Source organism: Mesorhizobium japonicum MAFF 303099 (genome assembly GCF_000009625.1).
Taxonomy (GTDB): Bacteria; Pseudomonadota; Alphaproteobacteria; order Rhizobiales; family Rhizobiaceae; genus Mesorhizobium; species Mesorhizobium japonicum.
The window spans coordinates 52752-76756 of the sequence record NC_002682.1 but is presented as its reverse complement, the minus strand read 5'-3'; the positions used below and the strand labels follow the sequence as shown (position 1 = coordinate 76756).

The window sequence follows — 24005 nt, the reverse complement described above, 5'->3', positions numbered from 1 at the left end:
CATGGGCAATACCGGCGTCATCGACCAATTCCTGGCCACCTTCACCCGCTATATCGACAGCGGCTTCGGCCTGCTCGGCGGTGAGGTCGCCTTCGTCGCCACCACGCTGATCGTCATCGATGTGACGCTTGCCGCGCTCTTCTGGAGCTGGGGCGCCGACGACGACATCCTCGCCAGGCTCGTCAAGAAGACGCTCTTCGTCGGTGTCTTCGCCTATCTGATTTCCAATTGGAACGGTCTCGCCCAGATCGTATTCGAGAGTTTCTCCGGCCTTGGTCTGAAGGCGAGCGGAACCGGCTTCTCGGCACAGGACCTGCTGCACCCCGGCAAGGTGGCGCAAACCGGTCTCGATGCGGGACGACCCTTGCTTGAGGCGATCTCCGGTTTGATGGGCTACGTCTCCTTCTTTGAAAACTTCATCCAGATCGCTTGCCTGCTTTTTGCCTGGGCGCTTGTCCTGCTCGCCTTCTTCATCTTGGCCGTGCAGCTTTTTGTGACTCTGATCGAGTTCAAGCTGGCGACCTTAGCTGGCTTTGTGCTGATCCCTTTCGGCCTCTTCGGCAAGACTGCCTTCATGGCCGAGCGCGTGCTGGGCAACGTCATCTCGTCCGGCATCAAGGTTCTGGTGCTTGCCGTGGTTATCGGCATCGGATCGACGCTCTTCGGCGAATTCACCCAAGGCTTTGGCAACGAGAGCCCCACCATCGACCAGGCCATGGCGATCGTGCTGGCGGCGCTGTCACTGCTCGGGCTTGGCACCTTCGGCCCCGGCATCGCCAACGGCCTTGTGGCGGGCGGGCCGCAGCTTGGCGCCGGTGCGGCCGTCGGCACCGGCCTTGCCGCGGGCGGCATGGCGGTTGTGGGCTATGGCGCAGCCGGCCTGGCGGCGCGAGGCGGGACAGCCGCGGCCTCGGGCGCGGTGTCAGTCGCGCGTGGCGGCACGTCACTCGCCGGCGGTGGTTCGGCCGCTTATATGCTCGGCGCCGCCGGCCAGACTGGCGCGGCAGGCATCGCCTCCGGCCTGGGCGGCATTGCGCGCGCCGGCGCGTCGGCGGCCGCCTCGCCGCTCAAGCGTGCCGCCGCAAACACCGGTCGATCGCTCAAGTCAAGCTTCGCATCCGGCGCAAGTTCGGCGGCTGAAGTCACTGGCGGTTCGTCGACCATGGGAACGATCGGCGGTGCCGCGTTGGCAGCCGCGGCTCCTGCGTCCGGCGCGGGCAAGCCATCCGGCTCTCAAGGGCAACCGGAATGGGCCAGACGCTTGCAGCGCACCCAGCGCGTCTCTCACGGCGCGCAGACCGCCGCCCACGCGGTGCGCGCCGGCGACAGCCATGGCGGCGGCGCTTCGATTTCTCTTTCTGAAGGCGAATGACCCATGAACATCTTCAGGCGCCCCGCCGTCCACTATGGCAAGACCCTTCGGCCGGAAACCCCTTATCAAAAGGCCGAGCAGATCTGGGACGAACGCATCGGCTCCGCCCGCGTCCAGGCACGTAACTGGCGCGCCATGGCGTTGGGCTCGCTCATCCTGTCGGCAGGCCTCGCCACCTCACTGGTCTGGCAGTTGGGCCGAGGTACCGTCGTGCCTTGGGTCGTGCAGGTCGATACGCTGGGCCAGGCGCAAGCGATCGCGCCCGCGATCGCCGACTACAAGCCGACCGACCCACAGATAGCATGGCATCTCGCCCGCTTCGTCGAGCAGGTGCGCTCCGTCCCCGCGGACCCCATCATCCTGCGCCAGGATTGGCTGCGCGCCTATGATTGGACGACCGACCAGGGCGCTGCGGCCCTCAACGATTACGCTCGCGTCAACGACCCTTTCTCCAGGGTCGGCAAGCAGCAGGTCGCGGTGGAGATTTCTTCGGTCATCCGGGCCTCGCCGAGCTCCTTTCGTGTCGCCTGGATCGAGCGGCACTATGAAAACGGCCAGCTTTCCAGCGCCGAGCGCTGGACCGCGATCCTGACAATCGTGACGCAGATGCCGAACGACGCCGAACGCCTTCGCGCCAATCCCCTCGGGATCTACGTCAATGCCATCAACTGGTCGCGGGAGATGGGCCAATGAGCCGCCCGACATTACGTCTTGCTGCCGGTACGATTGTCTGGAGATACCTGCTATCGGTCGTGCTGGTCCCGGGGGTGGCGCTGCTGGCCGGTTGCGCCACGCCTTCGAAAAAGCCGCCGAAGATCAGCTACGATGGCTATGTTGCGCCTTTGCCGCCGGCAGTCGCCGCCTCAGACCAAGGGCCAAAACCCCTTCGCGTTCCGCCAGGTTGGGCTCCCGCGCGGGGCGGCGCGCTCGGCGAAACGCCGACCGCGCGTGTCCAGAACGCAAACGCTGCGGCGCGCGTGGAACCGCGCCGGGAAGGCTACTACAACGCCATTCAAATCTATCCCTGGAGCGAAGGAGCACTCTATCAGGTCTATGCCGCGCCCGGCCAGATAACGGACATCGCGCTTGAGCCGGGCGAGACCTTGACCGGCGACGGTCCGATCGCCGCCGGCGACACGGCGCGCTGGATCATCGGCGACACCGAAAGCGGCTCCGGCATTGCCCGGCGCGTCCACGTCCTGGTGAAACCCTCGCGGGCGGACATCACGACCAACCTCATTATCGCCACGGACCGGCGCAGCTATATGCTTGAGCTGCGGGCAGGCGCCAAGCCATACATGCCCGCCGTTGCGTGGTCCTATCCGGCTCAGAAAGCGGGAACCCTCCGGGCCATCGCCACAACACCGGCCATACCGGCCGTTGCGGCACGCAACTATCGCTACGGTCTCACAGGCGACAATCCGCCCTGGACGCCGGTGAATGTCTACGACGACGGACGCAGGGTCTATGTCGAGTTTCCGCGCGGCATTGTGCAAGGCGAGATGCCGCCGATTTTCGTCATCGGTCCGGACGGCGAGGCTGAAATCACCAACAGCCGCGTCTATCAAAACGTCCTGATCGTCGACCGGCTTTTCGGCGCGGCCGAACTGCGTCTTGGCGCCGGCAAGCGCCAGCAGACGGTAAGGATCGTCCGCACCGACGCAGGACGAACCGATGGATTATGGCCAAGGCTGGGCGACAGTAGCGCGTCGAAGGTGCCGAACTCAATGCAGAGGGGAGGGCTGCAGCCATGAACGAGCAGGACACGGCCGTCGAACCCATGCGCCTTCGCGCCGACCCGCCGCGCGTGACGCGACTGTCGCGCAAGATGCTTGCAGGCATCGGCTTCGTAGCCTCGCTCGGCATCGGCGGCGCGCTGATTTACGCCCTGCGCGACGCGGATACGGTCAAGCAGGGCGAAGAGCTCTACCCAACCTCCAATCGGCCGCCTGCTGACGGACTTGCGCGCCTGCCGCGCGACTATGCCGGCCCCGTCCTTGGGCCCCCGCTGCCTGGCGATCTCGGCAGGCCGATCCTCGATGCCCAAAACAGGGGACAGGCCGTCGTGCCGCCTCCGATCGCAAGTCCCGCGATTGACGAAGCCGAGCAGCGGCGGCGGGCTGAGGAGGAAGCGGCAAGAACCTCGCGCGTCTTCTTCCAGACAGCACAAGACGATACCAGGACGGCCGAAGCGTCCGCGCCTACAGGCAACGACCTTGCCGGTCAGAACAATCAGCGAAATGCGCAGGATCGCCAGCTTTCCTTCCTGTCGGCGGCCGCTGACCGGCGCACCGTGGCGCCGGATCACGTCACGCCTCCGGCGTCACCTTATGTGCTGCAAGCCGGCGCCGTCATCCCGGCCGCGCTCATCACGGGTATCCGGTCGGACCTGCCCGGCCAGATCAGTGCTCAGGTAACCGAAAATATCTATGACAGCCCAACCGGCCGCTCGCTGCTGATCCCGCAAGGCACTCGCGCTATCGGGCAATACGATAACGCAGTTGGTTCGGGGCAGCGTCGCGTGCTGCTCGTCTGGAACAGGCTGATTTTTCCAAACGGGCGCTCCATCGTTTTGGAGCGGCAGCCTGGCGCAGATGCTCAGGGCTATGCCGGCCTCGAGGATGGCGTCGACTATCACTGGGGCGAGTTGTTCAAGGCAGCGGCGTTGTCGACAGTCTTGAGTGTTGGCGCGCAGGCCGGTTCGTCCGACCAAGACAGCGATATCGTTCGTGCTCTGCGCAGCGGCGCCTCCGATAGCGTCAGCCAGGTAGGCCAGCAGGTCGTTCAACAGCAACTCGATATGGCGCCGACGCTTACGGTGCGACCCGGGTTCCCCGTTCGCGTGCTCGTTACCCGCGACCTTGTTCTTGAACCATACGGAGGTTGACATGACCAAGTTGAAGCTCGCGATGATCGCCGACGATAAGCCAGTCAAGGTCACGGTGGAACTGCCGGCGTCCCTGCATCGAGAGTTGGTGAAATACGCAGAAATCCTTGGACGCGAAACCGGGCAGCCATCTGCCAATCCATCGCGCCTGATCGCGCCGATGCTGGAGCGGTTTATCGCAACGGATCGCGGCTTTGCCAAAGCAAGGAAGCAGGGGGCTTAGACCGGTTTTCCAGTGGCCGACGACAACACCTGGACTATCGAGCGTTTGCAAAATCACTCAAGTCGGTCGCCGCAGCCACGCAATGGAGGGATGCGAGCGCTGGCCTGTCTCGGAGAGGTTTAGGTGGGGCTATGGTCGGGTCAGCCGGCGATCGCCGCGGGCGGAACATTCTTCACCGGGTGAAGTTCTGAGTATGCCTTGGTTTTTATCCCCGTGGGCCAAGGCCAGGAAGCTGCCTCCATCAGCTTCCAATCAGCCCGCCTCGGACGGGGGCAAAACTGTCTGGGGCGGGCTACGGCTTTTTGTCCCCACAGCAAGCATGGTTTTCCACCGTTAACTCTTTGGATCGAGTTTTCTTGCTGGCGCTTCGGTGACTCGTTTATTAGAGACCCCTTATGGAGAGACGGCAAGCAATCCGAAGGGTCAGTGATGGGCTGTGGGAGGTCTACGACATAGACAACAACAAGGTTGTGCGCGTGGGTGGAGTGCTCTTGACAAACTTGTTGGATGAAGACGCGCTCGACGCGTTGGACCTGATAAGGGATGGCTTCCTGACCCCGGGCCAGGCCAGGAGGACAAAGGCCTAATTAAGCACTTGCGCGGCGAGGGGGATTTGCGACACGCTGCGCGCAGGATTGTCGGGAGGAATCGCGTGCCGATACGACGACAGGCGACTGAAGCCGGTATTTTGCAGCCAGCGGAGTTGGCGCTGCTTGGCCGCGTCTACAACCTGCTGAAACTCGATAATGAATCGCCAGAGGCCTGCAGCGCTTTGGCTTCCCGCATCATTGCGAACTATATGGCCGGCGTGAGCGACGAGGCTGAACTGGTTTCGTTGTCGAAGCGGCCATTGGGCAGGGGAGGCGCCGCGGCCGGAACCTTTGCTACAAATCGAACTTATTGCAAGATGAGCAGACGTGGGATCGATTTTCTCAACGACTGGATCGCGGAACATCATCCGGACACCCTCACCGAAGATCCGACCGCCATCGCGGATCTTGCCGATCAGTTGATGGCCGCGGCCGAAAAACAGGGGCTATCTCGACGGGATATTTCCGAAGAGGTCGGCAGCGTATTCCAGGTCATTCTCGAAGCGATGCAAAATCGATCTGGAGGGCGGCTCTACAGCAGCCGCTGGGGCTAATAGAGCCGTTTCCGGACGCTGTCTCAACTTCCGAGATCTCACACAAGCTATTTTCCGATGCCAAAGCGCTGGGTATCGGGCGAGAGGAAATCGATGAAGAGGTCGATAACCTATATCGCATACTGTTCGATTGTGCATTTCGAGGCTGACTTTTAGCCCTTGCCCGCCGAGATTGCGGCGAGGAATATAATCCTTCCTTTGCGGCGAGGCCCTCAAAACGGAGATCACCGAATAGCCAGAACCAAACCCCAAGCAGTTATCGCAGGCTGAAATCGAGCGCTTCCTAGTGGCAGCGGAAGCGCTGCACAAGACCATCGTGAAGCCGCTCAACCAGCGAAGCACTTCCGCGCCCTCAAGCGGACCCACCAAACGCTGCCGAAGATCGTGAACGATATCACTGGCGATGATGCGCCGTTCATTCGATGGAACGGACAGGACCGACGCGGCCGCCTACGCACGCGGTTTCGACATGGTCATATAGGTAGCCGCGCGTGCCGGGCAGCGGCCGCCAATCGCCGATCTTCGTCACCGAGATACTGGACCCCCGTGCGGGGTGTTGTGCGACTGGATCCCCAGGAACGAAAGCGCGATGCTGGCACCGTCCCGCTCCTAATATGATCGCGCCATTTGGCGGTTGAATGCGGCAGCTCTCGCGGTCACCGTGCCGTCGGCCGCCAGAATGACCGCAAGAAACAGCAGCCCCGTGCTGGTGGGCTGCACACGACACAAGTCAGATTCTTCGATTTCATATCTTCATTGTACTCAACATGAGGCGATTTGGCCAAGCCGGGGGCGTCCCTTTAGCTGCAACGGCACCCGATTAACGGAGGTTCTGGCTGTCCCGGTTGCCGACATCCCTTGAACCCAAAAGAGGTCTTTCCAATCTCTTCCTATGTCGAGTGCAGCTTGGCGGACGTCGGGCCGAATTCCGTGTTGTTTGCTATGGCATTCGCCCAAGCTCGTCGACTTGCCGGATCCTCGCCACGCAGAGGCGAGGCAGGATCGGTTGCCACACTGTTTGAAGGGAGGTCACCATGGAAGATGGGATGTTCAAACAGGCGATCTTCGTACGAGATGATGGTTTCGCTCTCCGAAGGATAGCTTGTGTCATGGATGCGATAGAGCTTCTTGAGGAATGGCCGCTCGAAAGGCGCGGCCTGCTTCACGCAGCGGCGAGTGACACTTGCTACTCCGCATATGATGGTCGAAAGTCCGTCCATTGAGGATGTTCCCGCGGCGCCGCCTTGGAAGACAGGGCCCAAGATTGGCGGTGCAGGCCATCCTACAGAAATTGACCGTTGATTTCGCTTGCGGCGGCAATCGACCCGCCGCCGCATCGGAAGACGCGTCACCACTGCCATGGGAGGAGGAAATCGACCAGGATCTTCCGCGATCTTGGGCATTTGCGATATCGATCGGGGGAACAGGACATTGGGAGCTGGGCGAACGGGCCAAACTCGTTGGGAATGCCCATCGCTTACCGTACACAGCGTTGCAGTGGTGACCGAGCCGGATGCAGCGTGCCCAGCTGCGTTGCTCCCGCACCAGGAACCAGGGAATTTCCACGCTGACGCCGGACTTCGGTCACGCACCACCAAGGACCTAGCTTTATGGGTGGAACGAATGCAGGCAGACACCACCTCCCGGTTTCTACGTCATCGTCGCCGCTATGCTCTCTGGCATCGGCCGCACCTCGGCGTGTCCTGCATTATCCGGAAAGGCTAAAGTTGCGGTCTCCGAGAGGCTACAGGCTAATCGCGATCGTTCATTCCAGGACACCCTTACCCGGTACTGACTGGTTCTTCTTAACTAACGCTTGCGGAACGTCGTCCTGCAATTATGTTCGAGGTCTGTGAGGGCACAAGGGGACATAGGTTGCCTCGTCGTTCCGCTCGTTTGCACCTGCTAGGTCTGATCGCGGCCGCAGTGATACCGGTCTGGCTTTTCGCGGCGTATCTCCTTTTCCAATTTGCCATGCATGAGCGATCGCGGTTTGAGCAGGATGCGTTGCAGACGGCCCGGCAGGTTTCGCTTGTGGTGGAGGCTGAGGTCGCCAATCTGAGAACGATCGTGGACGGCTTGTCGAAATCCGCGGCTCTCGCCAATGGCGACTTGGAAGCCTTTCGAGGAGAGGCGCTCCGTGCGGTACAAGGAACCACCTATAACCTTGCACTGCGCGATCTCGGGCACAATCAGCTGTTGAACACAGACGTCGGTTTCGGGGCAGATCTGCCGCACGTCGAACCGATATCAGCCCCAGATCGCGAGAAGCTGAAGGTCTCTGGCATTCTCGTTAGCGATGTCTTTCAAGGCCAGGGCTCCAAGGATTATCGCGTGGCCATTTCCGTCAAAGTGCCATCTCCTACCGGTGAGGACCTGCTTCTTTCAATTTCCGTCCCGACATCGCGCATTCGCGATGTGATGATGCCGGCCGTGCCCGATGGTTGGACAGTCGGAGTGGGAGATCGCGACGGAAACTATGTCGCGCGCTCCAGATCGCATGAGGAGATGACCGGCAAGCCCGGACTACCCGAATATTTGGAAAAGATCGTCGGCCGCTCTGGCAGCTTCATATCTCGCAACTATCAGGGCACCACGTTGCTGGCGGGCTATTTCCGATCCTCGTATTCCGGATGGTTCTACACAGCCAACGTGCCACTGTCGGATGTGCAGGCGCCGCTGTGGCGCTCGCTGGCGGCGATAGGCGGGATTGGCATTGTGGCGCTTCTATTGTCGACTGCTCTGGCCTATGTTGTCGGCAAACACCTCACGGGGGCAACCACCGAACTGGCAGCCCGAGCGGATGCGCTGGGAAAGGGCTGTCCCGTGCAACCTCTGTCCACTTCGGTAAGAGAGTTTGCAACAATCGCGCAAGCCTTGGTGGATGCCGAACGTGCGATTGCGCAGCGCCGCAATGAGCTGGAGACTGTGCTCGACACGGTGCCGGCTGCTGTCTGGTTCACATATGATCCCAAAGCTCTTCTGGTCATTCGCAACCGCTTCGCCACGGAACTGATGGGTTTGCCAACCAAGGTCCGGCAATCGTTTGGAGTGCCTGATCCTGTAATCAATACCGTGGCAGTCAAGGACGGTCACACGGTCAGTCGGGAAGATCGGCCACTATCCAGAGCGATGCGCGGAGAGCTGACCGACAACGAAGAATTTTCCTACACCCTTCCGTCGGGCAGAGAGCGCTTCCTGCTTTCGAGCGCGCGTCCGATTCGCGGCGCAACCGGCCATATCATAGGGGCAGTGCAGATCAGCCTCGACATTACGGACCGCAAGCGCGGCGAAGAGCAAAGGAAATTGCTGGTCAAAGAATTGAATCACCGTGTCAAGAACACGCTTGCAGTCGTCCAGGCCATAGCCAGCCAAACGATCCGCAACGCCACCAGTCTGCCGGAGGCAGGCCGAACCCTCACGAGTCGACTCGTCTCGCTGTCAAAGGCTCATGACATTCTAACGCAAAAGAATTGGAGCGGCGCTAATCTGCATGATCTGATCATCGAATCGATCAAGCCCCATGCGGCCATCGAGCGCTTTCAAATTACCGGAGAGAAAGTTTGGCTTCCGCCAAACCTGGCGCTTTCATTTGCCCTCGCGCTTCATGAGTTGACGACGAATGCTATCAAGTACGGTGCCCTGTCAAACGCAAAAGGTAGGGTCACGATCTCTTGGAACCTCGTGAACCGAGGGACTGAAGCCCGGTTTAATCTGGAATGGAGGGAAACCGGTGGTCCAGCCGTGGGATCTATCGAGCGCAGGGGCTTTGGCACCCAACTTTTGGAGCGCGTATTCGCCCCCAACTCCGCAGGTCGGGTCTTGATGAACTTTAAACGGCGAGGGTTGTCTTGCGTTTTTGAGGTCGACGTGTCCGAGCACAATGAGACTGACGCAGGACCAATTGCTTGATAGAGAGGCTCCAATCGCGTGACGGCTTTAGCTGCTGCTGGTTAGCAGTCTGAAATGCCGTGGTCGAACAGGGCGGGCGTGATTATGCAAGCAACGATCCTGCCGTAACTTGGCATCTCGCCTAGCGTTCCTCGAAACCAGCTCCAAGCGGGAAGAATGATTCCCGCCAATTCGTGCAACGCCTGAAGGTGAGATGACCGCGGCGGCGCCAGGGTCGCAAGGAATTGCGCATTCAAGCAGCCGCAACGTTAGGCAAGCAACCGAAAGCGATCTTCTTAAAGGGATAGCTCAAGCTAGGCTCAGGACCTATTAAATCGCTTGCGGGGATATCGACCAGTTGATTCAAAGGCGGCGCAAGGAGACGCTGCCATGGGTGATTTGATCTGGCTGTCGGAAGCGCAGATGCGCCGCATCGAGCCATATTTTCCGCTGTCCCACGGCGTGCCTCATGTCGATGATCGTCGGATCATCAGTGGGATCATCTTCGTGATCAGGAATGGCTTGCGGTGGTTCGACGCGCCTGTGGAGTATGGCCCGCCAAAAACGATCTACAATCGCTTCATTCGCTGGAGCAGGCTGGGCGTGTTCAACAGGATTTTCGCGGCACTCACGGCGAAGGGTGGGAAGCCCGACCATCTGGTGATCGATGCGACCCACCTGAAAGCCCACCGGACGGAAGCAAGCCTGCTCAAAAAGGGGTTGTTCCCCGACGTATCGGACGTACCAAAGGCGGTCTGAACTCGAAGCTACATGCCGTCTGCGATGGCAAAGGCAGACCGCTGGTGATGCTGCTGAGCGAGGGGCAGATGAGCGACTACAAAGGCGCTGCCCTCATGATCGACGCTTTGCCCACGGCCAAAGCCTTGCTCGCAGACAGGGGCTATGACGCCGACTGGTTCCGCGCCGCTCTCGCAGAGCGCAAGATCACCGCCTGCATCCCGTCAAAGGTCAACAGAAAAGTGCCGATCCCGCACGATGTCGCACTCTATCGCCAGCGCCACAAAGATTGAGAACATGTTCGGCAGGCTCGAGGATTGGCGATGCATCCACACTCGCTACGACCGCTGTGCGCACGCCTTCATGTCTGCCATCTGCATCGCAGCCACCGTCATCTTCTGGCTCAATCAATGAGAACTAGCACTGACTAGCTGCGACGCTGCTCTTGCGTTACCGCATGATTTGTAAAAGGCAGGTTCCGATCGTCGCGGCCCAAGCTCGGCGACGTTTAAGACGGCGGTTCGCTTGCACGTACCGCCGTATACCAACAGGCCCGTGCCGGCCTCAAGCTTCTTGCCGAGCGTGCTTTCGTTAAAGGGGTAATTGTTCGACATTGGCGATCCTCGTTGAAAGGGTCGCCGGACCGGGGAGGTTAATCACGATTGGGATGGCAAGGGCACTTGTTTATTAGCGTCTGCGAATGTTGTAGCATATAACGCCAGGGTTCACGGCGTCGGAGTCGTCCCACACAGCCGTTGCCAGATTGGGCCGCGGATCAGCCTTCGGCACCGCGATATCCGTGCCCGGATCGCGGCGAATTCGCGACGATCAAGAGAAAATGTCTCCCGTCACCGTACATCGCAACGGGCCCCAGAAAATTCGTGGTGCCCAGCATGCGTGGGACTGGACGAATTGCTCGCCATCGAGGTGGCTCGGCGCACGGATAATCAAGCACGAGCAGCCGCAATGACAGCGTCCGCATCAGCGCCCGTCGTCACCTGCAGCTGTGCCAATTTTGTCGCTGATACGCACCGGGACCGGCTCTTGTCGGGACGTCGGTGCGCGATAATTTTGCAGGGTGGGGCACTTCAATCGACAGGAGCCTACCATGAAACATCAAACCCTAGACCAACTGCAGACAATCGCGAAGGTTCAGCCTTTGTCGACGTATCCGTTCATGACTCGCCAACAGCGCATAGAACGGTGGGCAGCGCTGCTGGAAAAAGACCCAGATCGGTGTCTGGGTGCCCTTAGCGGCACCGAGCATCTGAAGCGGGAGGCCCGTGATTCGTCACGCTGTGAGGGCTCGCCCATCACCGTGGCCTTTGAGGATCCGGTCTTGCGGGAGCTGGGCCTGAGGGATGATTCTTATGGAGAAGCCAAGCGGTTCTTCGAACTGACCGACTGGCATTTGCACAGCATCGTCTGCAGTTGCCACGTCGGCACAACATTTAAGGCTCAATGGGCCGCCGCAAGGGTTCGCAAAACGATTGGTGGCAATAAGTTGCTTGAATGGCTGAGCGAGAAACTGTGGCACTAAAGCCTTCTGATAGTCAGGTGGATGCTAAGGTCGATAGTGGCCGCTCGCTCTGGAGATACATCTTCTTTGCGGTCATCACGGGTCTATTGGTGTAGCTGGAAATCATTCGACTACCCGCCCGACGCCAATTCCCGGCGCGTGCTTTTCGCACCGCATCTGACGCTCCGGGGCCGGTGCTCGTCGAGCCCGGCCCTCGCGGATCGTCAGGATGCCAAATAACGTCGGGAAGCCTCAAAACGGGAAAGCCACATCATGAGATTTGCTTCAACCTAATCGGAGGGAGGTAACAATGGCCAGACTGGCCTTCCTTCCTCCAGTGCCGGTTAGGACCAGTGAGGTCATATGCGACATCAACTCGGTTCGGGAGGCGCTCGTATTCCTGAACCAATGGCCGAGGGCCCGTCGGGACCTGGTCTATGCTGGCGCGGTCAGAAGCTGTAATTGTGCGATAGCCGGGCAAATGCCACCCGAAGAGGCTCGGCAAGCATTTGTCAGCTTTGCCAGAATGGCAGGGGTGCTGGCACAATCCGATCGTTCCGCATCGGCTGGAGCTGATGGAAAGAAGTCTGTTGCTCCGCGCGATTCCTGATCTGCCAATCACCGCTTGTGCAAGCTGCCAAGGGCAAGCTGTCGGCTTGAACAGCCGCAGGACGGCGTACTCCCGCTCGCTGGTTTGACACGCATCAAGACGAGACAGGCCGTCAGCTGTCTGCCGACCGAGGCCTGACCAGTTGGAGCAGGGGGCGAGGGCTTTGTTCCTCGCCCACCTCAACAATCGGCAGGGCGACAAAGTCCGGCGGACTTGTCAACCGTGGCTGCAAGAAAACCGGATGCAACCCCTCTCCGCGTGGCGCTGCAAGTTCATGAAACTGCAAGAGCGATATCTTCATGGCGCTATTCCTGTATATCTTCACCTGTAGCGGCAACGTCGCAAGATGGCGCTCGTTTCATGCCGCTGAAGAAAATCTCACCAGAGGAACCTGTGCGCGATGAGGCTATCCAGTCGGTCGTTGCCAGCCACGCTAGCTGCTGTCCGCCAGCGCCTCGAGAAATGACTTCCGCCATTGTGCCGCGTCATTGCGCCGGATGCGCTCGATCAGGGCACCGTGCCTTGCAATTCTTTCCTCGAGCGGCATGCCCAGCGCTTTTGCTATCGCGTCAGCAACCTCGTCGACCACATAGGGGTTAACGATCAAGGAGTGCGCAAGCTCTTCAGCCGCGCCTGCAAAACGCGACAATACGAGGACCCCGGGATCGGCTGGATCCTGGGCGGCGATATATTCCTTTGCGACGAGGTTCATTCCATCACGCAGGGGCGCGACCAGCCCGACCTGACTGGCCCGCAACAGACCGGCCAGCCGCGAGCGCGGAACGGTGCGGTGGATGTAGCGGATCGGCGTCCAGGTCAGGTCCGCGTATTTTCCGTTCACGGAGCCAGCGGTTGCCTCGAGCTGCGCGCGTATTTCCGCATACGCTCCGACCTCTTCTCGCGTGGGCGGCGCTATCTGCAGATAGGTTACCGTCCGCTCGTGTTCGGGGTGCCTTTCGAGAAGGCGCGCAAAGGCCTGGATGCGGCCGGGCAGCCCTTTGGAGTAGTCTAGCCTGTCGACGCCGATGATCTGCTTGAGACCAAGAATCTGGCGGCGCATGGAATCGATCTGGACATCACTCGCCGCATCGTTAGCCATGCGTGCGAAGGCGTCGACATCGATGCCTATCGGAAAGCTCCTCGACAGGACGGTTCGGCCATTGCTTTTGGCCGCGCCGTTGATGTCGAAGGTGGTCGAACCTGTCGCCCGAACGGAGCGCCGAAAATTCGTTACGTCCGTCGCGGTCTGGAAACCCAGCACGTTCCCGCCGCCGGACCTGTTTGTTGCTGCGCCTGGCCATGGAGATATGGAGGAAGAAACCGATGCGATTTCCGAATCCGAGGCGCCGCAACTCCGCAGCCAGGGGGATAAGATGGTAGTCGTGAACCCAGATCAGGTCATCATCGCCTGATAGCAGTCGTGCGAGCGCCTTGGCAAAGCGCGCATTGACCTGCCGTACGCGTGCAGAAACTCGCTCCGGTGCTGTACAAGGTCGAGCCGGTAATGGAAAAGCGGCCAAAGCGTACTGTCGGCATAGCCGTTGTAGTACAGCGAATACTCCTGCTGCGGCAGCGTCAGCGCGGCCGACTCGATCTTGCCGACGCGTTCGAGGTGGATCAGCGGTTCGTCGCTCGCGGCTGAATCATGGTGCCCGACGCTTGCCCCTAGCCACAGCCCTCCACTCGCGGCCAAGGCATCGCCGGCACCATCGCGTGTTTCCGCCACACACCTCAAAAAGGCCCGCCACCAATCGGCAGCGGGCAAGGTCTGGAGTGGAGGGATCAACCCAGCACGACGCAAACGAGCGGCAGATTTTGTTGTGTCTGTGCACATTGGGGGGCAGGGGAGGGCAAGCGCCTTGATGCCAACCATCGCTGTGACGCTCGTCCACGTCCACGGCAAAGATAGCCAGCGGGGCTTGTCGTCCCGGGCGTAACCAGCAAGGCTGACGGTACGTATTGCAACGTTGTGCAAGGATTGCTTCAAGCAGCTTTCGCAGCTGAGTTATGTGGACGTCGACCACCGCGCACTTACGCCGGCGTTCTGGGGCGAAGCCGCGGCGATCAGTTCATCCCCGCTGATGACATTTCCAGCCTTCTCAAGCAGGTGACGCAACAGCTTGAACTCGATCGGTCTCAGTGGAATTTCACCGCCGGCAATCCAGGGACAGTTCTGTCTCTCGAAATTAAACTCCTGGTTGCTGTGGGTAGGGCAGTCGACGGGCAGCTCCCGCAAGGCCAACCGCGCAGATTGCCCTCGCAATCGACAAGCTGGTAGCTGCCGGTGAGCTGTGTTCAGCCCAATCGGCCCGAATGACCGACGGGGGAGGGGGAATGCCGGTGAAGCTTGCCTCGCACCTACGACGAATGTACCACCAAGGATCAGCACGAGGACGCGGTAGCGACTATCCCCGCGGTTGGCCGTCCTCGTAAGGACCCCTTGTACGGAAGCAAGGGTCCCCTGATGACGCGTTGGAAGCGCTAAGGTCTCGGACGACGATAACACGCCTTGAATAGCCGTGCGCGACCGCAGCAGGCAAACACGGTGAGTTCTTGCGCGATGATGTAGCGTTCAGCAGATTCGCGGAGGCGCACTCGAGTTTCTGCGTGCGAATGATTTCTAGGACCTGGCTGATGATATGCTGAAAATCTTCGCGCTTGATGTACGGCCGACCGATTGCTGCTCAAAGCAGGAGCTCGCAGCATTTCAATCCAGCGCTTCAGTCAAACGCTGAGGCTCCAGTCTGGGTCGGTCGCTGTCGAGATGCCGGTAACCATAGGGCTGTAAGGCTGTGAAGAGCACCGCGTCACATGGCTACGAAGTGCAGGTACCCCGGAAAGTGGCCTGCGGAGTGGGCGAGCTAGCAGTGGGGCGACCGCGTTCGAAACAGTTCTTTAACCATCTCGTTACGGTAAACACTTTATGGCGAACCGATCAGGTTGCAGAAGGTTGTGGGCGGGTCTGAAACAAAGAGGACAAGCCCAGCCATGCACCGTCTACCTATCGCGATCGCTCTCCTAATCTCCTTCGCGACGGCATACGGAGTATGCGTCTGGGCATCTTCTGCTCGCCGGTTTGACCTTCTTCAGGCTCAAGCGTCACCGTTGGAAATACGCGGGGTCGAATAGCTGGCAAGGCGGAATTGGTTGCCTGTGGGCGCGTTCCTCTGCGGGCGTGAAACCGGAGAGTGACCGTGGACGGCGACCTGCGCCTGAAACTCAAGGAACTGAGAGCGAGCATGCAGAACAGGGCGAACGAACTCGCGTTGGAAGCGCTTCTGGTTATCGCCGAGGTCGCGAACTTCGGCTCTTGGCGTCAATGCTTGTATTGCAAGTTTTTGTGGAGCGATCTGGGCTCAAGAGAGTTGTGGACCACCAGCATCATTTTGGCAGGAGGGTCCATTTGGCGCCTAGCATCTGCGTGTTGGTTGTCGAGGACGAGCCGCTAATCCGCATGGACATCGTGGATTTCCTGCTCGGCGAGGGTTTCGAGGTATTGGAGGCTGCCAATGCCGATGAGGCAATCGACTTGCTCGAAAGCAATGCCCAGATCCAGGTCATGTTCACCGACATCGACATGCCAGGTAGCATGGATGGCATAAAGCTTTCTGCTGCTGTCCGCGATCGCTGGCCACCCATCAGGATTGTAGCGACGTCAGGCCATCGCGCGGTGTCGGTCGCGGACCTTCCGAAAGGCAGCCTGTTTTATGCCAAGCCGTATGACAACGCAGCCATAGCGGCAAGTATACGCGACCTCGTCTGAACTTTCTTCCGCTCCATGGCGTGGTCAGGTCGTTTCTCGATCACCAGCTTAGGCCTCTAAAGGCCAGCGCGGGGTTATTGTGCGAGCCGTTCCGGCTGGACCTTCAGCGTGACGACCAGGCCCTGCTTTGACCAGTCATACGCGATCGAGCCACGCAGATGCCCAGTTACGCTGCGCTCGACCAATCTGCTGCCGTAGCCAGGCGGACCGGCAGGTGTCTCAACGAGCGGGCCCCCACTTTCTGTCCAGATGATGGTGACGGCGTCATCGTGCGCCGAGCACGATACATCGAGCGTGCCTGCTTCCGCCGACAAGGCGCCGTATTTGAGAGAGTTGGTTGCAAGTTCATGGATGATAAGCGCCAGGATAGTTGCCGATGATTCACCGACGCTCATCCTTGGTACCGACACCCTGATGCGGCCGCTAAACGCTCCCAGATCGTCATAAGGCGCAAGCAGTACCGTAAGTAGATCGCCAAGCAGCGCCGAGGCGGCTTCGGTCTGGCCGGGCACCGGCCGCACCAGATCATGGGCTCGCCCCAAGGCGGTCAGCCGCTGAGTAAGCTCGCGCGCCATATCGTTGGTGGTCGTCGTCGAACGCGAGGTAATGGCAGTAAGGCCGGAGGCTATGGTGAGCAGGTTCTTGACGCGATGGCTCATTTCGCCAGCCAGAAGCTCGCGGCTTTCTTCCGCCTGTTTGCGGCCGGTCACATCAATGAAGATGCCGAACATCAGCCGCTGGACCATTCCTTCGTCGTCGCCTTGACCACGCGCGGAAATCCATTTGAGTTCGTCGCCGATCATGATCCGGAAGTCGATCTCATAGGGGCCGACAATCGCTCGCGTGGCGTTGAAGGCCGCCCGCACTCGGTCTCGGTCGGCAGGATGGATGTGCGCGGACAGGTCTTCAAACTTGACGTCTGTCGTGCGCGGGATGCCCCAAAGGTCATAGGCGCGGTCATCCATGGCCAAGGCGTCGCTATCCACGTTCCACGACCACAGGGCGACCCCTGCGGCTTCGATGGCTCGGACCAGGTTCTTGGGTTCCCAAAGGAGTGGCTTTAGATGTTCCGCGGTTGTCGTCATGGAAACTCGCAACGGTGTCGATGGACAGACTCTGATGCTGTAAACCAGAAGCTGCGGTTCTATTAGCTCAATTCATCCAGCATATGAGAAAAATCGCAGATCATATGCCGGGTGTTAGCGCCGCGAACCCGACGTGTTCACTGCCGGCATACGTGGGGCTAGTTCCGTCAATGATCGGTTTTCCTTGGCGGTCGTCGAAACTCGTATCGACCGGGCCGAGGGAACCTCTGGGTCAACAATCAAACGGCTAAGTCACCGCACAACGACATCGTCAGGCACTGTACTGGCTGTCCAGCATCCCCATCATCAGCCTAGGCGGCGCACTCTTTCCGGAACATTGCCAGATTCCGGTGTCTCAGCGCTGCGCCTTCAATATCCTGGCCTCTCGAAGCAGTGATCCACGGTCAGTACCGACCATATCGATCAGCTCGCGCGCCTGGGCTTCCGTAATCCCGGTTTCGCGCGCCAGGAAACGGATGAGAAAGTCTTCTTGCTCCTCCCTATGCCCACGGTCGCGCCGTTTCTCATCGGCAATGTATGACGATTTTGGCTGTTCTACCGAACGCGGCGATGGAGCGTCCTCGTTGTGATGCACGCCTTGCAAGGTCAGCCTCCCTGCCTCCTCCGCAGCTGCCAAAAACGCCTGCCGGGCATTTTCAACATCGGCCTCCGAAGCCAGTGAGCCTGTGCAGGCCTGCAACGCGTCCCGGTATATCGAGCTATGCTCTTCCGGCCACTTCTCCATGAGCAAGATCGCAGCCTCGGACGCACTGGACAACCTGCGAAGTTCTCCATTTGGCAACTCAACCGTCACTGGAACCCTGAAAAAAGCGTCGTGCATCGCGTCACCCCTATCCACCATCTCTCAGCGAACGGGGCGCGACGACATTCGTTCCAGCGCAACATGTAATGCGGCCTATCCGTCCAACGTCAGGCACCTGACGTCGATCTCACAATAAAGCGCCATGCCGTTTGGGGGCATGCAGGCGGTCGGCACGGCCCTTAGTCGGACGGGCGTCGACGAAAGGCTCAGATACAAGCATCCATTGGCGGGTTGGGGCGTTAAGACTGACGTCAGCAGGCCTCCAAACCGCATAGCCAAGGCTGGCGCGATATCGGAGAACATTCGCACATGGATATTCCTAAAGGCACGACGGTTGCTGTGGCGGATGGCGAAAGGCTCAATCTTTTCCGCAATTCAGGAGACGAAGCCAATCCAACGCTGCCGGCTTCGGTCGTGGAAGACGTGGCAAATGAGAACAAGGGATCCGGAGCGCGTCATCAGAGCAGCTCCGCCAATCCGGACAACAGTCAAATCGAGGAGGACAGTTTTGCGGCCGGAACCGCCGAACTGCTCAACCGAAAGGTCCTCGGCGGACAAATCGCCAACCTGACCATCATCGCCGCTCCTCGAACGCTTGGCGAACTGCGCAAGCACTATCATCAGAAATTATCGGACGTTCTGATTGGCGAAATCGCCAAGGATCTCACCGGCCATGGCCCAGGAGAAGGCAGTTGCCAGCGCCTAGGGCGCATCATCGACAGAAACTCAAATCTGCATCGCGCCCGCGCTATGATCGTCTTCGCGCCTGCGCCGAACTGAAGGACTTTAATCATGATAAAATCCATTGGATGGCTAGCCGCAGCAGTGCTTTGCATTGCAGCGCCTGCTCAGGCCGCTGACGGCGCCTTTTTGAAATCGTTTGCCGGCAGCTGGATTGGCAAGGGCACGGTCAAGGTCGACGCTGATTCCCAACCCATCAAAATCAACTGCAAGTTTGCATCTGACGCGACGGAAAGCTCATTGGCGCTTAACGGCAAGTGTACAGGTTACGTGGTCTTCTCGCGGGCGATCGGCGCCGACGTGAAGACGGATGGCAAAACCTATACGGGCATATACACCGGATCGAGCACCGGTCCCGCTGGCCTCAGTGGCAGTCGCTCAGGCAACGCACTGGTTCTCGGCATCCATTGGGCAAAGGAAGTCAATGGCGACCGTACGGCCCAGCTGAGGCTGGAAAAAGTCGGCGACAATGGGATGCGCCTAACGACGATCGATAAGGACCCGGCGACCGGCAAGACCATTGTGATCAGTCGGATTGATCTCAGCCGCTCCTAGCATCTGGTTGGCAAATATCCGGGGCCTCGCTTGTGACGGGGCTGCCGGGCCGACTATTACGTGAGCTCGTAGCAAAAATCGCAAATCAGATCCGCGACTTTGACGGCTTCAAAGTCAGTCATGTGCGCGGCTGTCTCAACAGCCACGGCCCCATATCGTCCTGATCGATCGCCAGAAGATCCAGTATCTTTGCAAACTTGAACTTGAGCTCCCGGTCACCATCAAATTCATCGATGGTAACGTGCAGAATGTTCACATTTGCGTCGATCAATCGCGTTTGGCTTCGGTAGAGGCTGCTCGTGTGCGACTTGCCGTGAAAAAGCGCTCTCGCGCATTGGCAGTGGGTCAGTTTGAAATTTCGATTAGGACGGATGGCCGAAAAGGGTCACAATAAGCGCCAGCGCACCGAAGGTGCTGAAAAACACAATAGCGCCATATCCAAGTGTCCGACGAGCCTTCTGGAAGTGGGGCGACCAGAATTCAGCGTGAAGCCTGGAATCCCGTTTCCCCATACGCTCGCTCCACGGAGCGTTCTGTTCGTCAATTGAACCATAAAAGTCGATACGCAAAATTATGCTTGCGAGTGAGATGAACATTGCCGCGAAACTCAGCAGCACCACAACCACGCAGGCTGTTACTGGAATAAACAGGTGAGGATTGTCCGCCCATTCGTACTTCAAATTCCTCTCTCCGCTTTTTATAGGGACCGCGCACTTTCGGCTGTTCCGCTTCCTTGGCCTCGATCAGCGCGACGATGTCGCTGATCTCCCAAAATTGTCGGTCACGCCAGCGGCCATCGCCGGGGTCATTCGCAAGCGTACAAAATTGTAGTACATGAAGTGAAGCGCCACGGCATTGGCGTGAGCCTCCACCTTCTTGGAAAAGCCGTTGGTCAGACGAGTGAAGCGGCGCATATGAGGTTCTGGCGTTCGGCAAATGACGTGCTGACATGCTTGATGTCTGGATTGCTTTCGATCCGCTCTTTTCGCGCACCAGGGCATTCGGCCGGGCTGTAGCGGCCCTTGGCGCTATCAGGCGAGGCACCATAGAGCTTGATCAGCACGGCGTAGTCGATATCGCCGCCGAAGGCACCTTTCAACAGCCTCTAGATAGGCCCTGTGGCCGTCGCTGGTCAGCTGAACGCGATTGGCGAGACGGCGGGAAAGATCGTCCATGAAAGCCATTGCGTATTCACTGTCGCGCGCCCGCCGACCAGCCACGACATGACAAGCTTGGTGTCGGCATCGATGGCTGTCCATGTCCAAGTGTCGCCAGCGCCTTCCGGGGCAACCCTGGCTGTCGCGACGTTCTTCTGCCGGGCGTAGGTGAACGACCAGATTTCATCGACCTGAATCCGCTTGCTGGTCAGATTGCGAAGGGCTTGGTCCTGATACTCGGCACAAACAGCGCCGGCATAGTCGGACGTCTCCCAGCTTGATCCACGACCGGTCCGGTCAAGTTGATCAGCTCTCGCGTCCGAGCTTCGGTAGTCCGGGTTCGCTCGCAAGGAAACGGATCGAAGTCTTCTGGCTCCCGGCGGATCGCATGCTTTGTGAACGACTTCGGAACCCAGGGGCGTCGCGGCGCTCAGTTCCCCCTCGCAGGTCTGCAGGGACAGTGAGTTCAATCGGACGTCGATGTTAAGAGATCAGTAACCAATCCGGAAGAATGTCGCTTGCGGCCTCTTTTCGCTGCCAGGAGACACTCCACATGCGTCGCGGCCTCGGTCTACTTGTACTCACCTTCAGCACGGCGCTTGGCACTGGCACGGCAACGTTCGTCATCTCAGCAGCTCACGCCGCGTCATTGCTTACCCCCGATACCGTCAACGCAGCGCCCCTCGATGCAATTTCGCCCACATATGCGCCCCCGGATTCGAAGATCGATCCGCTGACCACCGGTAGCACGTTCAATGTCGGTGCCGCCGCCCCTTCGACGGAGTTTACGCAAGCCTCTACGGCTGACGCGCCCTCGCCGTCCATAGTTCGGTTGCAGGTATTGCTCGATCGGGCGGGGGCGTCGCCAGGAGTTATCGACGGTCTTGACGGCGGCAACCTGCGGCACGCCATCGCAGCCTTTGAAATGATGCGTGGCCTTCCGGTCGACGGAAGGATTGGGCCCCAGGTCATCGCCGCCATAGACGCGGACAAGCAGGTTATCGGCAGCTACGTCGTCACGGCGGACGATCTTTCCACGGTAGTGGGTGCCATTCCGAAGGACTACGCCAGAATGGCCGAGATGAAGTATCTCGGCTACGCCCGTCCAAGCGAAGCCGTGGCGGAGCGTTTCCACATGGACGAGGATTTTCTGAAGGCACTCAATCCTGGCGCGACCTTCGCCGAGGGAGAAACGATTTCGGTGGCCGATCTAAGTTCGGGGAAGCGGGGAAAGGCCGTCAGAGTGGAAGTAGACAAGGCCGAAGGCCAGGTTCGCGCCTATGCGGAAGACGGCTCACTCCTGGCGGCCTTTCCGGCCACCATTGGCAGCGAGGAGAACCCATCCCCGTCCGGTATGCATACAGTAAGGGCGGTGGTCTCGAACCCGAGCTACACCTACAATCCCAAGCTCAATTTCAAACAGGGGAACAACGACAAGGTCCTGACTCTGCCACCCGGCCCCAACGGCCCCGTCGGCACGGTGTGGATCGACCTGTCTGAACCGAGCTTCGGTATCCACGGAACCCCCGAGCCCGCCCGTATTGACAAGACTGGGTCACATGGCTGTGTACGCCTGACCAATTGGGATGCTGGAGAACTTGGCAAGCTTCTCAGTCCCGGCGTGCCCGTCCAGTTCCTCTGAGCAGCGAGGAGATTCCGGCCGTAGACTTCGACTATTCGCGATGTCGACCTTAGGGGGCAGTCTCCTACCGACACTATGAGCCAGGCTCGGCGTCGAAATCCGCGCGTCGCCGCCTTGCACCGCCGAATTAACCGGAGATCTCGTCGCACGCTGTACACTTTTCTAAATCGCGACGCGTTTGGCGGGAACAAGCATTACGAAGAGCGTTCCTCGCTCGCCACCCGCCATCACGAAAGGACCGGTGCAATGCTCACGCGTGCTCCTGTCGCAAGGTGCGGCGGAAGCCGAAAGATGTCGTTGGTCCTACGCTCGGCTTTCCCGCGATCCTCTATTTGATTGGAACTTGATGGGCACCCGGGGGTTACCGTCATGAAGAGGAGACATCGCCGTGAAACTGTTTCACCTTGCCCCCATCGCAATTCTTGCCTGCGCCCTTGCTCTTTCCGCTTGCGCTAATACCGTCCGAGGCGTCGGTAGGGACGTGAAATCGACGGCGAACGCAGTTGACGACACCGTCAACAAACCCTGATCGATGCAGCGAACCGTCACGGTTATCGAAAAGGCAACTGGTCGGGTGATCGGCGCACTGCCAATCGATCTTGCAGGCCAAGTTCACCAAGTCGCGGATGATGAGTATTTTGCGAAAGCGTTCGAAGCTGCAATCGACAGCGGCCTCATCAATAAGGATGATGCGCGTTTGGTTGAATTCCAACTCGAATAGTCAAGGCCGACCGTGCTGGAGCCATAGACTTCAGCTGTGGAAGTTGAGGATAAGGTTGGGCCGGCAACCTTGGCCTTTACTTCAGCCGGAGGCCACCGTGATTAAATCAAAACATCGCTTGACCGGCCTGACCGGTCGAGAGTCATGGCGCGGCGACCCAAGGAATAGGACAGTCGACAGCATGATCACCCAATTGCGACCGCTACTCATCGCACTGAGTCAGGAATCAGCTTCTGGAAGATCGCATCGTTCTTCGCCCGCCATGCTTCATCGGCGAGCCACAGATATTCTTGGTCCGGCATCAACGGAACGGCTTTGACGTCGGCGCTGGAGATGCGGAGGTAGAAGCTGTTCCGTTCCTCGTTGACCTGCAGATAGCGGAGGGGGACGACGATGCTGTCCTTGCCTGCGATGAAGAACCCGCCAGAAGCAACGACCGCGTAATCCCACCGGTCCTTGGTGCCGATCACGACATTTCGGACTTCGCCAACGATCTTGTCATCAGAACTGCGAACCTCGGAGCCGACAATCTCGTCGACGCGCAGGCCGGGTCCAAGGTCGTCGAGATTGATGAGAGGACGTGCGTCCGGGGCATCGCGATTGCCCTGGACTTCGCCGCCTTGATGCTGCTGTGGCTCGCCGGCGGCCAACTGTTCATCGGCCAGGTCCTCATCGTTGCCCCCCAGCTTCGCCATAGATGGCGCGGCAATCAATTGACGGATATTGGCAAGCACCCGCTCGCAATCGTCGTGCAGACCGTATGTCCACAAAACGAACGCGGCATCCCTGAGGGTACGCAGGTCACGAACGAGGTATCTGTTTTCCGGCTTGCGCAACTCAGGGCTCTTGAGGACGGCCTCTTCGAGCTTTGCATCGGAAATGTTGCAGACGGCGAATGCTGGCTCGACACCGAGTGCGCAGAACAACGCCAACGGCGCTGCGATCCTAGCCAATTTCATTATATTTTCCCCAGGCGGCTTCTTGCTTTGACTTCGTGTGTCGAGCACGCCAATCAGGTGGACATGTACCGCGGAACATTTGTACCAGCACGGGTCAACCCCCGGTGAGCATTTTGGTTCCAAAGGCTTAGTGATTGAGTGACAGTACTATTTTCTGGCTCCGCCATGTCCCCCA

At 59.4% G+C, this 24005-nt stretch carries 22 protein-coding genes and 2 pseudogenes; 16 read left to right on the top strand and 8 right to left on the bottom strand.

Going from position 1 to position 24005, the window contains the following annotated elements:
* Position 1 precedes the first annotated feature (1 nt).
* The 11 genes and pseudogenes from trbL (at position 2) to MAFF_RS37245 (ending at position 12384) form a co-directional block, all read left to right on the top strand.
* Positions 2 to 1372 (top strand): P-type conjugative transfer protein TrbL, encoded by a 1371-nt coding sequence (trbL, locus tag MAFF_RS00450; RefSeq protein ID WP_044547260.1) that lies wholly within the window; start codon positions 2 to 4, stop codon positions 1370 to 1372.
* Positions 1373 to 1375: 3 nt separating this feature from the next.
* Complete coding sequence (gene trbF / locus MAFF_RS00445; protein ID WP_010916176.1) at positions 1376 to 2065, top strand: conjugal transfer protein TrbF; 690 nt, start codon at positions 1376 to 1378, stop codon at positions 2063 to 2065.
* On the top strand, positions 2062 to 3126 hold the full coding sequence (trbG, locus tag MAFF_RS00440) for a P-type conjugative transfer protein TrbG (protein ID WP_044547258.1): 1065 nt from the start codon (positions 2062 to 2064) through the stop codon (positions 3124 to 3126). The genes trbF and trbG overlap by 4 nt, the downstream gene beginning before the upstream one ends.
* Positions 3123 to 4259 carry a TrbI/VirB10 family protein gene (locus MAFF_RS00435; RefSeq protein ID WP_010916178.1) on the top strand — a complete coding sequence of 379 codons (1137 nt, stop codon included), beginning with the start codon at positions 3123 to 3125 and terminating at the stop codon, positions 4257 to 4259. The genes trbG and MAFF_RS00435 overlap by 4 nt, the downstream gene beginning before the upstream one ends.
* 1 nt (position 4260) lies before the next feature.
* The gene (locus tag MAFF_RS00430) at positions 4261 to 4482 is read left to right on the top strand and encodes a DUF2274 domain-containing protein (protein ID WP_010916179.1); all 222 of its coding nucleotides are present in this window, start codon (positions 4261 to 4263) and stop codon (positions 4480 to 4482) included.
* Positions 4483 to 5134: 652 nt separating this feature from the next.
* Positions 5135 to 5626: a DUF768 domain-containing protein gene (locus MAFF_RS41275; RefSeq protein ID WP_010916181.1), complete on the top strand. Its 492-nt coding sequence runs from the start codon at positions 5135 to 5137 to the stop codon at positions 5624 to 5626.
* A gap of 1034 nt (positions 5627 to 6660) precedes the next feature.
* On the top strand, positions 6661 to 6849 hold the full coding sequence (locus MAFF_RS41270; protein ID WP_341872695.1) for a DUF982 domain-containing protein: 189 nt from the start codon (positions 6661 to 6663) through the stop codon (positions 6847 to 6849).
* A gap of 652 nt (positions 6850 to 7501) precedes the next feature.
* A complete protein-coding gene (locus MAFF_RS00405; RefSeq protein WP_244420571.1) occupies positions 7502 to 9538 on the top strand; it encodes a sensor histidine kinase in 2037 nt (678 codons plus the stop codon).
* A gap of 369 nt (positions 9539 to 9907) precedes the next feature.
* A pseudogene (locus MAFF_RS37250) lies at positions 9908 to 10669 on the top strand (IS5 family transposase).
* Between the two features lie 694 nt (positions 10670 to 11363).
* Entirely contained in the window at positions 11364 to 11795 is a 432-nt protein-coding gene (locus MAFF_RS00390; RefSeq protein WP_044547254.1) for a hypothetical protein, read from the top strand.
* Between the two features lie 289 nt (positions 11796 to 12084).
* Positions 12085 to 12384 (top strand): DUF982 domain-containing protein, encoded by a 300-nt coding sequence (locus MAFF_RS37245; protein WP_080511750.1) that lies wholly within the window; start codon positions 12085 to 12087, stop codon positions 12382 to 12384.
* 433 nt (positions 12385 to 12817) lie between these two features.
* On the opposite strand, the gene MAFF_RS36815 is transcribed toward MAFF_RS37245, so the two are convergent.
* Together MAFF_RS36815 and MAFF_RS38880 are read right to left on the bottom strand one after the other, a co-directional pair.
* Positions 12818 to 13645, bottom strand: coding sequence for an alpha,alpha-trehalose-phosphate synthase (UDP-forming) (locus tag MAFF_RS36815; RefSeq protein ID WP_010916186.1), 828 nt, complete (start codon positions 13643 to 13645; stop codon positions 12818 to 12820).
* Between the two features lie 132 nt (positions 13646 to 13777).
* Entirely contained in the window at positions 13778 to 14110 is a 333-nt protein-coding gene (locus MAFF_RS38880) for a trehalose-6-phosphate synthase (protein WP_052292067.1), read from the bottom strand.
* 1695 nt (positions 14111 to 15805) lie between these two features.
* Between MAFF_RS38880 and MAFF_RS00370 the strand changes: the two genes are divergently transcribed.
* Positions 15806 to 16147 carry a response regulator gene (locus MAFF_RS00370; protein WP_010916188.1) on the top strand — a complete coding sequence of 114 codons (342 nt, stop codon included), beginning with the start codon at positions 15806 to 15808 and terminating at the stop codon, positions 16145 to 16147.
* 74 nt (positions 16148 to 16221) lie between these two features.
* Here the strand turns inward: MAFF_RS00370 and MAFF_RS00365 are convergent, their stop codons facing one another.
* Both MAFF_RS00365 and MAFF_RS37220 read right to left on the bottom strand, forming a co-directional pair.
* Entirely contained in the window at positions 16222 to 17232 is a 1011-nt protein-coding gene (locus MAFF_RS00365; protein ID WP_010916189.1) for a sensor histidine kinase, read from the bottom strand.
* Positions 17233 to 17587: 355 nt separating this feature from the next.
* Positions 17588 to 18073 (bottom strand): DUF982 domain-containing protein, encoded by a 486-nt coding sequence (locus MAFF_RS37220; protein ID WP_162034336.1) that lies wholly within the window; start codon positions 18071 to 18073, stop codon positions 17588 to 17590.
* Between the two features lie 291 nt (positions 18074 to 18364).
* Here MAFF_RS37220 and MAFF_RS00350 point away from each other — a divergent pair, with 291 nt between their 5' ends.
* Positions 18365 to 18835, top strand: a complete 471-nt coding sequence (locus MAFF_RS00350) for a host attachment family protein (RefSeq protein ID WP_010916191.1) — start codon at positions 18365 to 18367, stop codon at positions 18833 to 18835.
* A 12-nt stretch (positions 18836 to 18847) separates the two neighbouring features.
* Complete coding sequence (locus MAFF_RS00345) at positions 18848 to 19351, top strand: hypothetical protein (protein WP_010916192.1); 504 nt, start codon at positions 18848 to 18850, stop codon at positions 19349 to 19351.
* 118 nt (positions 19352 to 19469) lie between these two features.
* Here the strand turns inward: MAFF_RS00345 and MAFF_RS40430 are convergent, their stop codons facing one another.
* The 3 genes and pseudogenes from MAFF_RS40430 to MAFF_RS40425 form a co-directional block, all read right to left on the bottom strand.
* Positions 19470 to 19622, bottom strand: coding sequence for a hypothetical protein (locus MAFF_RS40430; RefSeq protein WP_244420570.1), 153 nt, complete (start codon positions 19620 to 19622; stop codon positions 19470 to 19472).
* A 91-nt stretch (positions 19623 to 19713) separates the two neighbouring features.
* A complete protein-coding gene (locus tag MAFF_RS37215; RefSeq protein WP_157865837.1) occupies positions 19714 to 20031 on the bottom strand; it encodes a hypothetical protein in 318 nt (105 codons plus the stop codon).
* A gap of 10 nt (positions 20032 to 20041) precedes the next feature.
* Positions 20042 to 20765: pseudogene (locus MAFF_RS40425) on the bottom strand (IS1 family transposase); the annotation flags it as partial.
* Positions 20766 to 21061: 296 nt separating this feature from the next.
* Between MAFF_RS40425 and MAFF_RS00330 the strand changes: the two are divergent.
* Together MAFF_RS00330 and MAFF_RS00325 are read left to right on the top strand one after the other, a co-directional pair.
* Complete coding sequence (locus tag MAFF_RS00330) at positions 21062 to 22150, top strand: L,D-transpeptidase family protein (protein WP_044547341.1); 1089 nt, start codon at positions 21062 to 21064, stop codon at positions 22148 to 22150.
* A gap of 532 nt (positions 22151 to 22682) precedes the next feature.
* Positions 22683 to 22871, top strand: a complete 189-nt coding sequence (locus tag MAFF_RS00325; protein ID WP_044547248.1) for a hypothetical protein — start codon at positions 22683 to 22685, stop codon at positions 22869 to 22871.
* A gap of 206 nt (positions 22872 to 23077) precedes the next feature.
* Here the strand turns inward: MAFF_RS00325 and MAFF_RS00320 are convergent, their stop codons facing one another.
* A complete protein-coding gene (locus MAFF_RS00320; RefSeq protein WP_010916198.1) occupies positions 23078 to 23878 on the bottom strand; it encodes a PRC-barrel domain-containing protein in 801 nt (266 codons plus the stop codon).
* Positions 23879 to 24005: the final 127 nt, after the last annotated feature.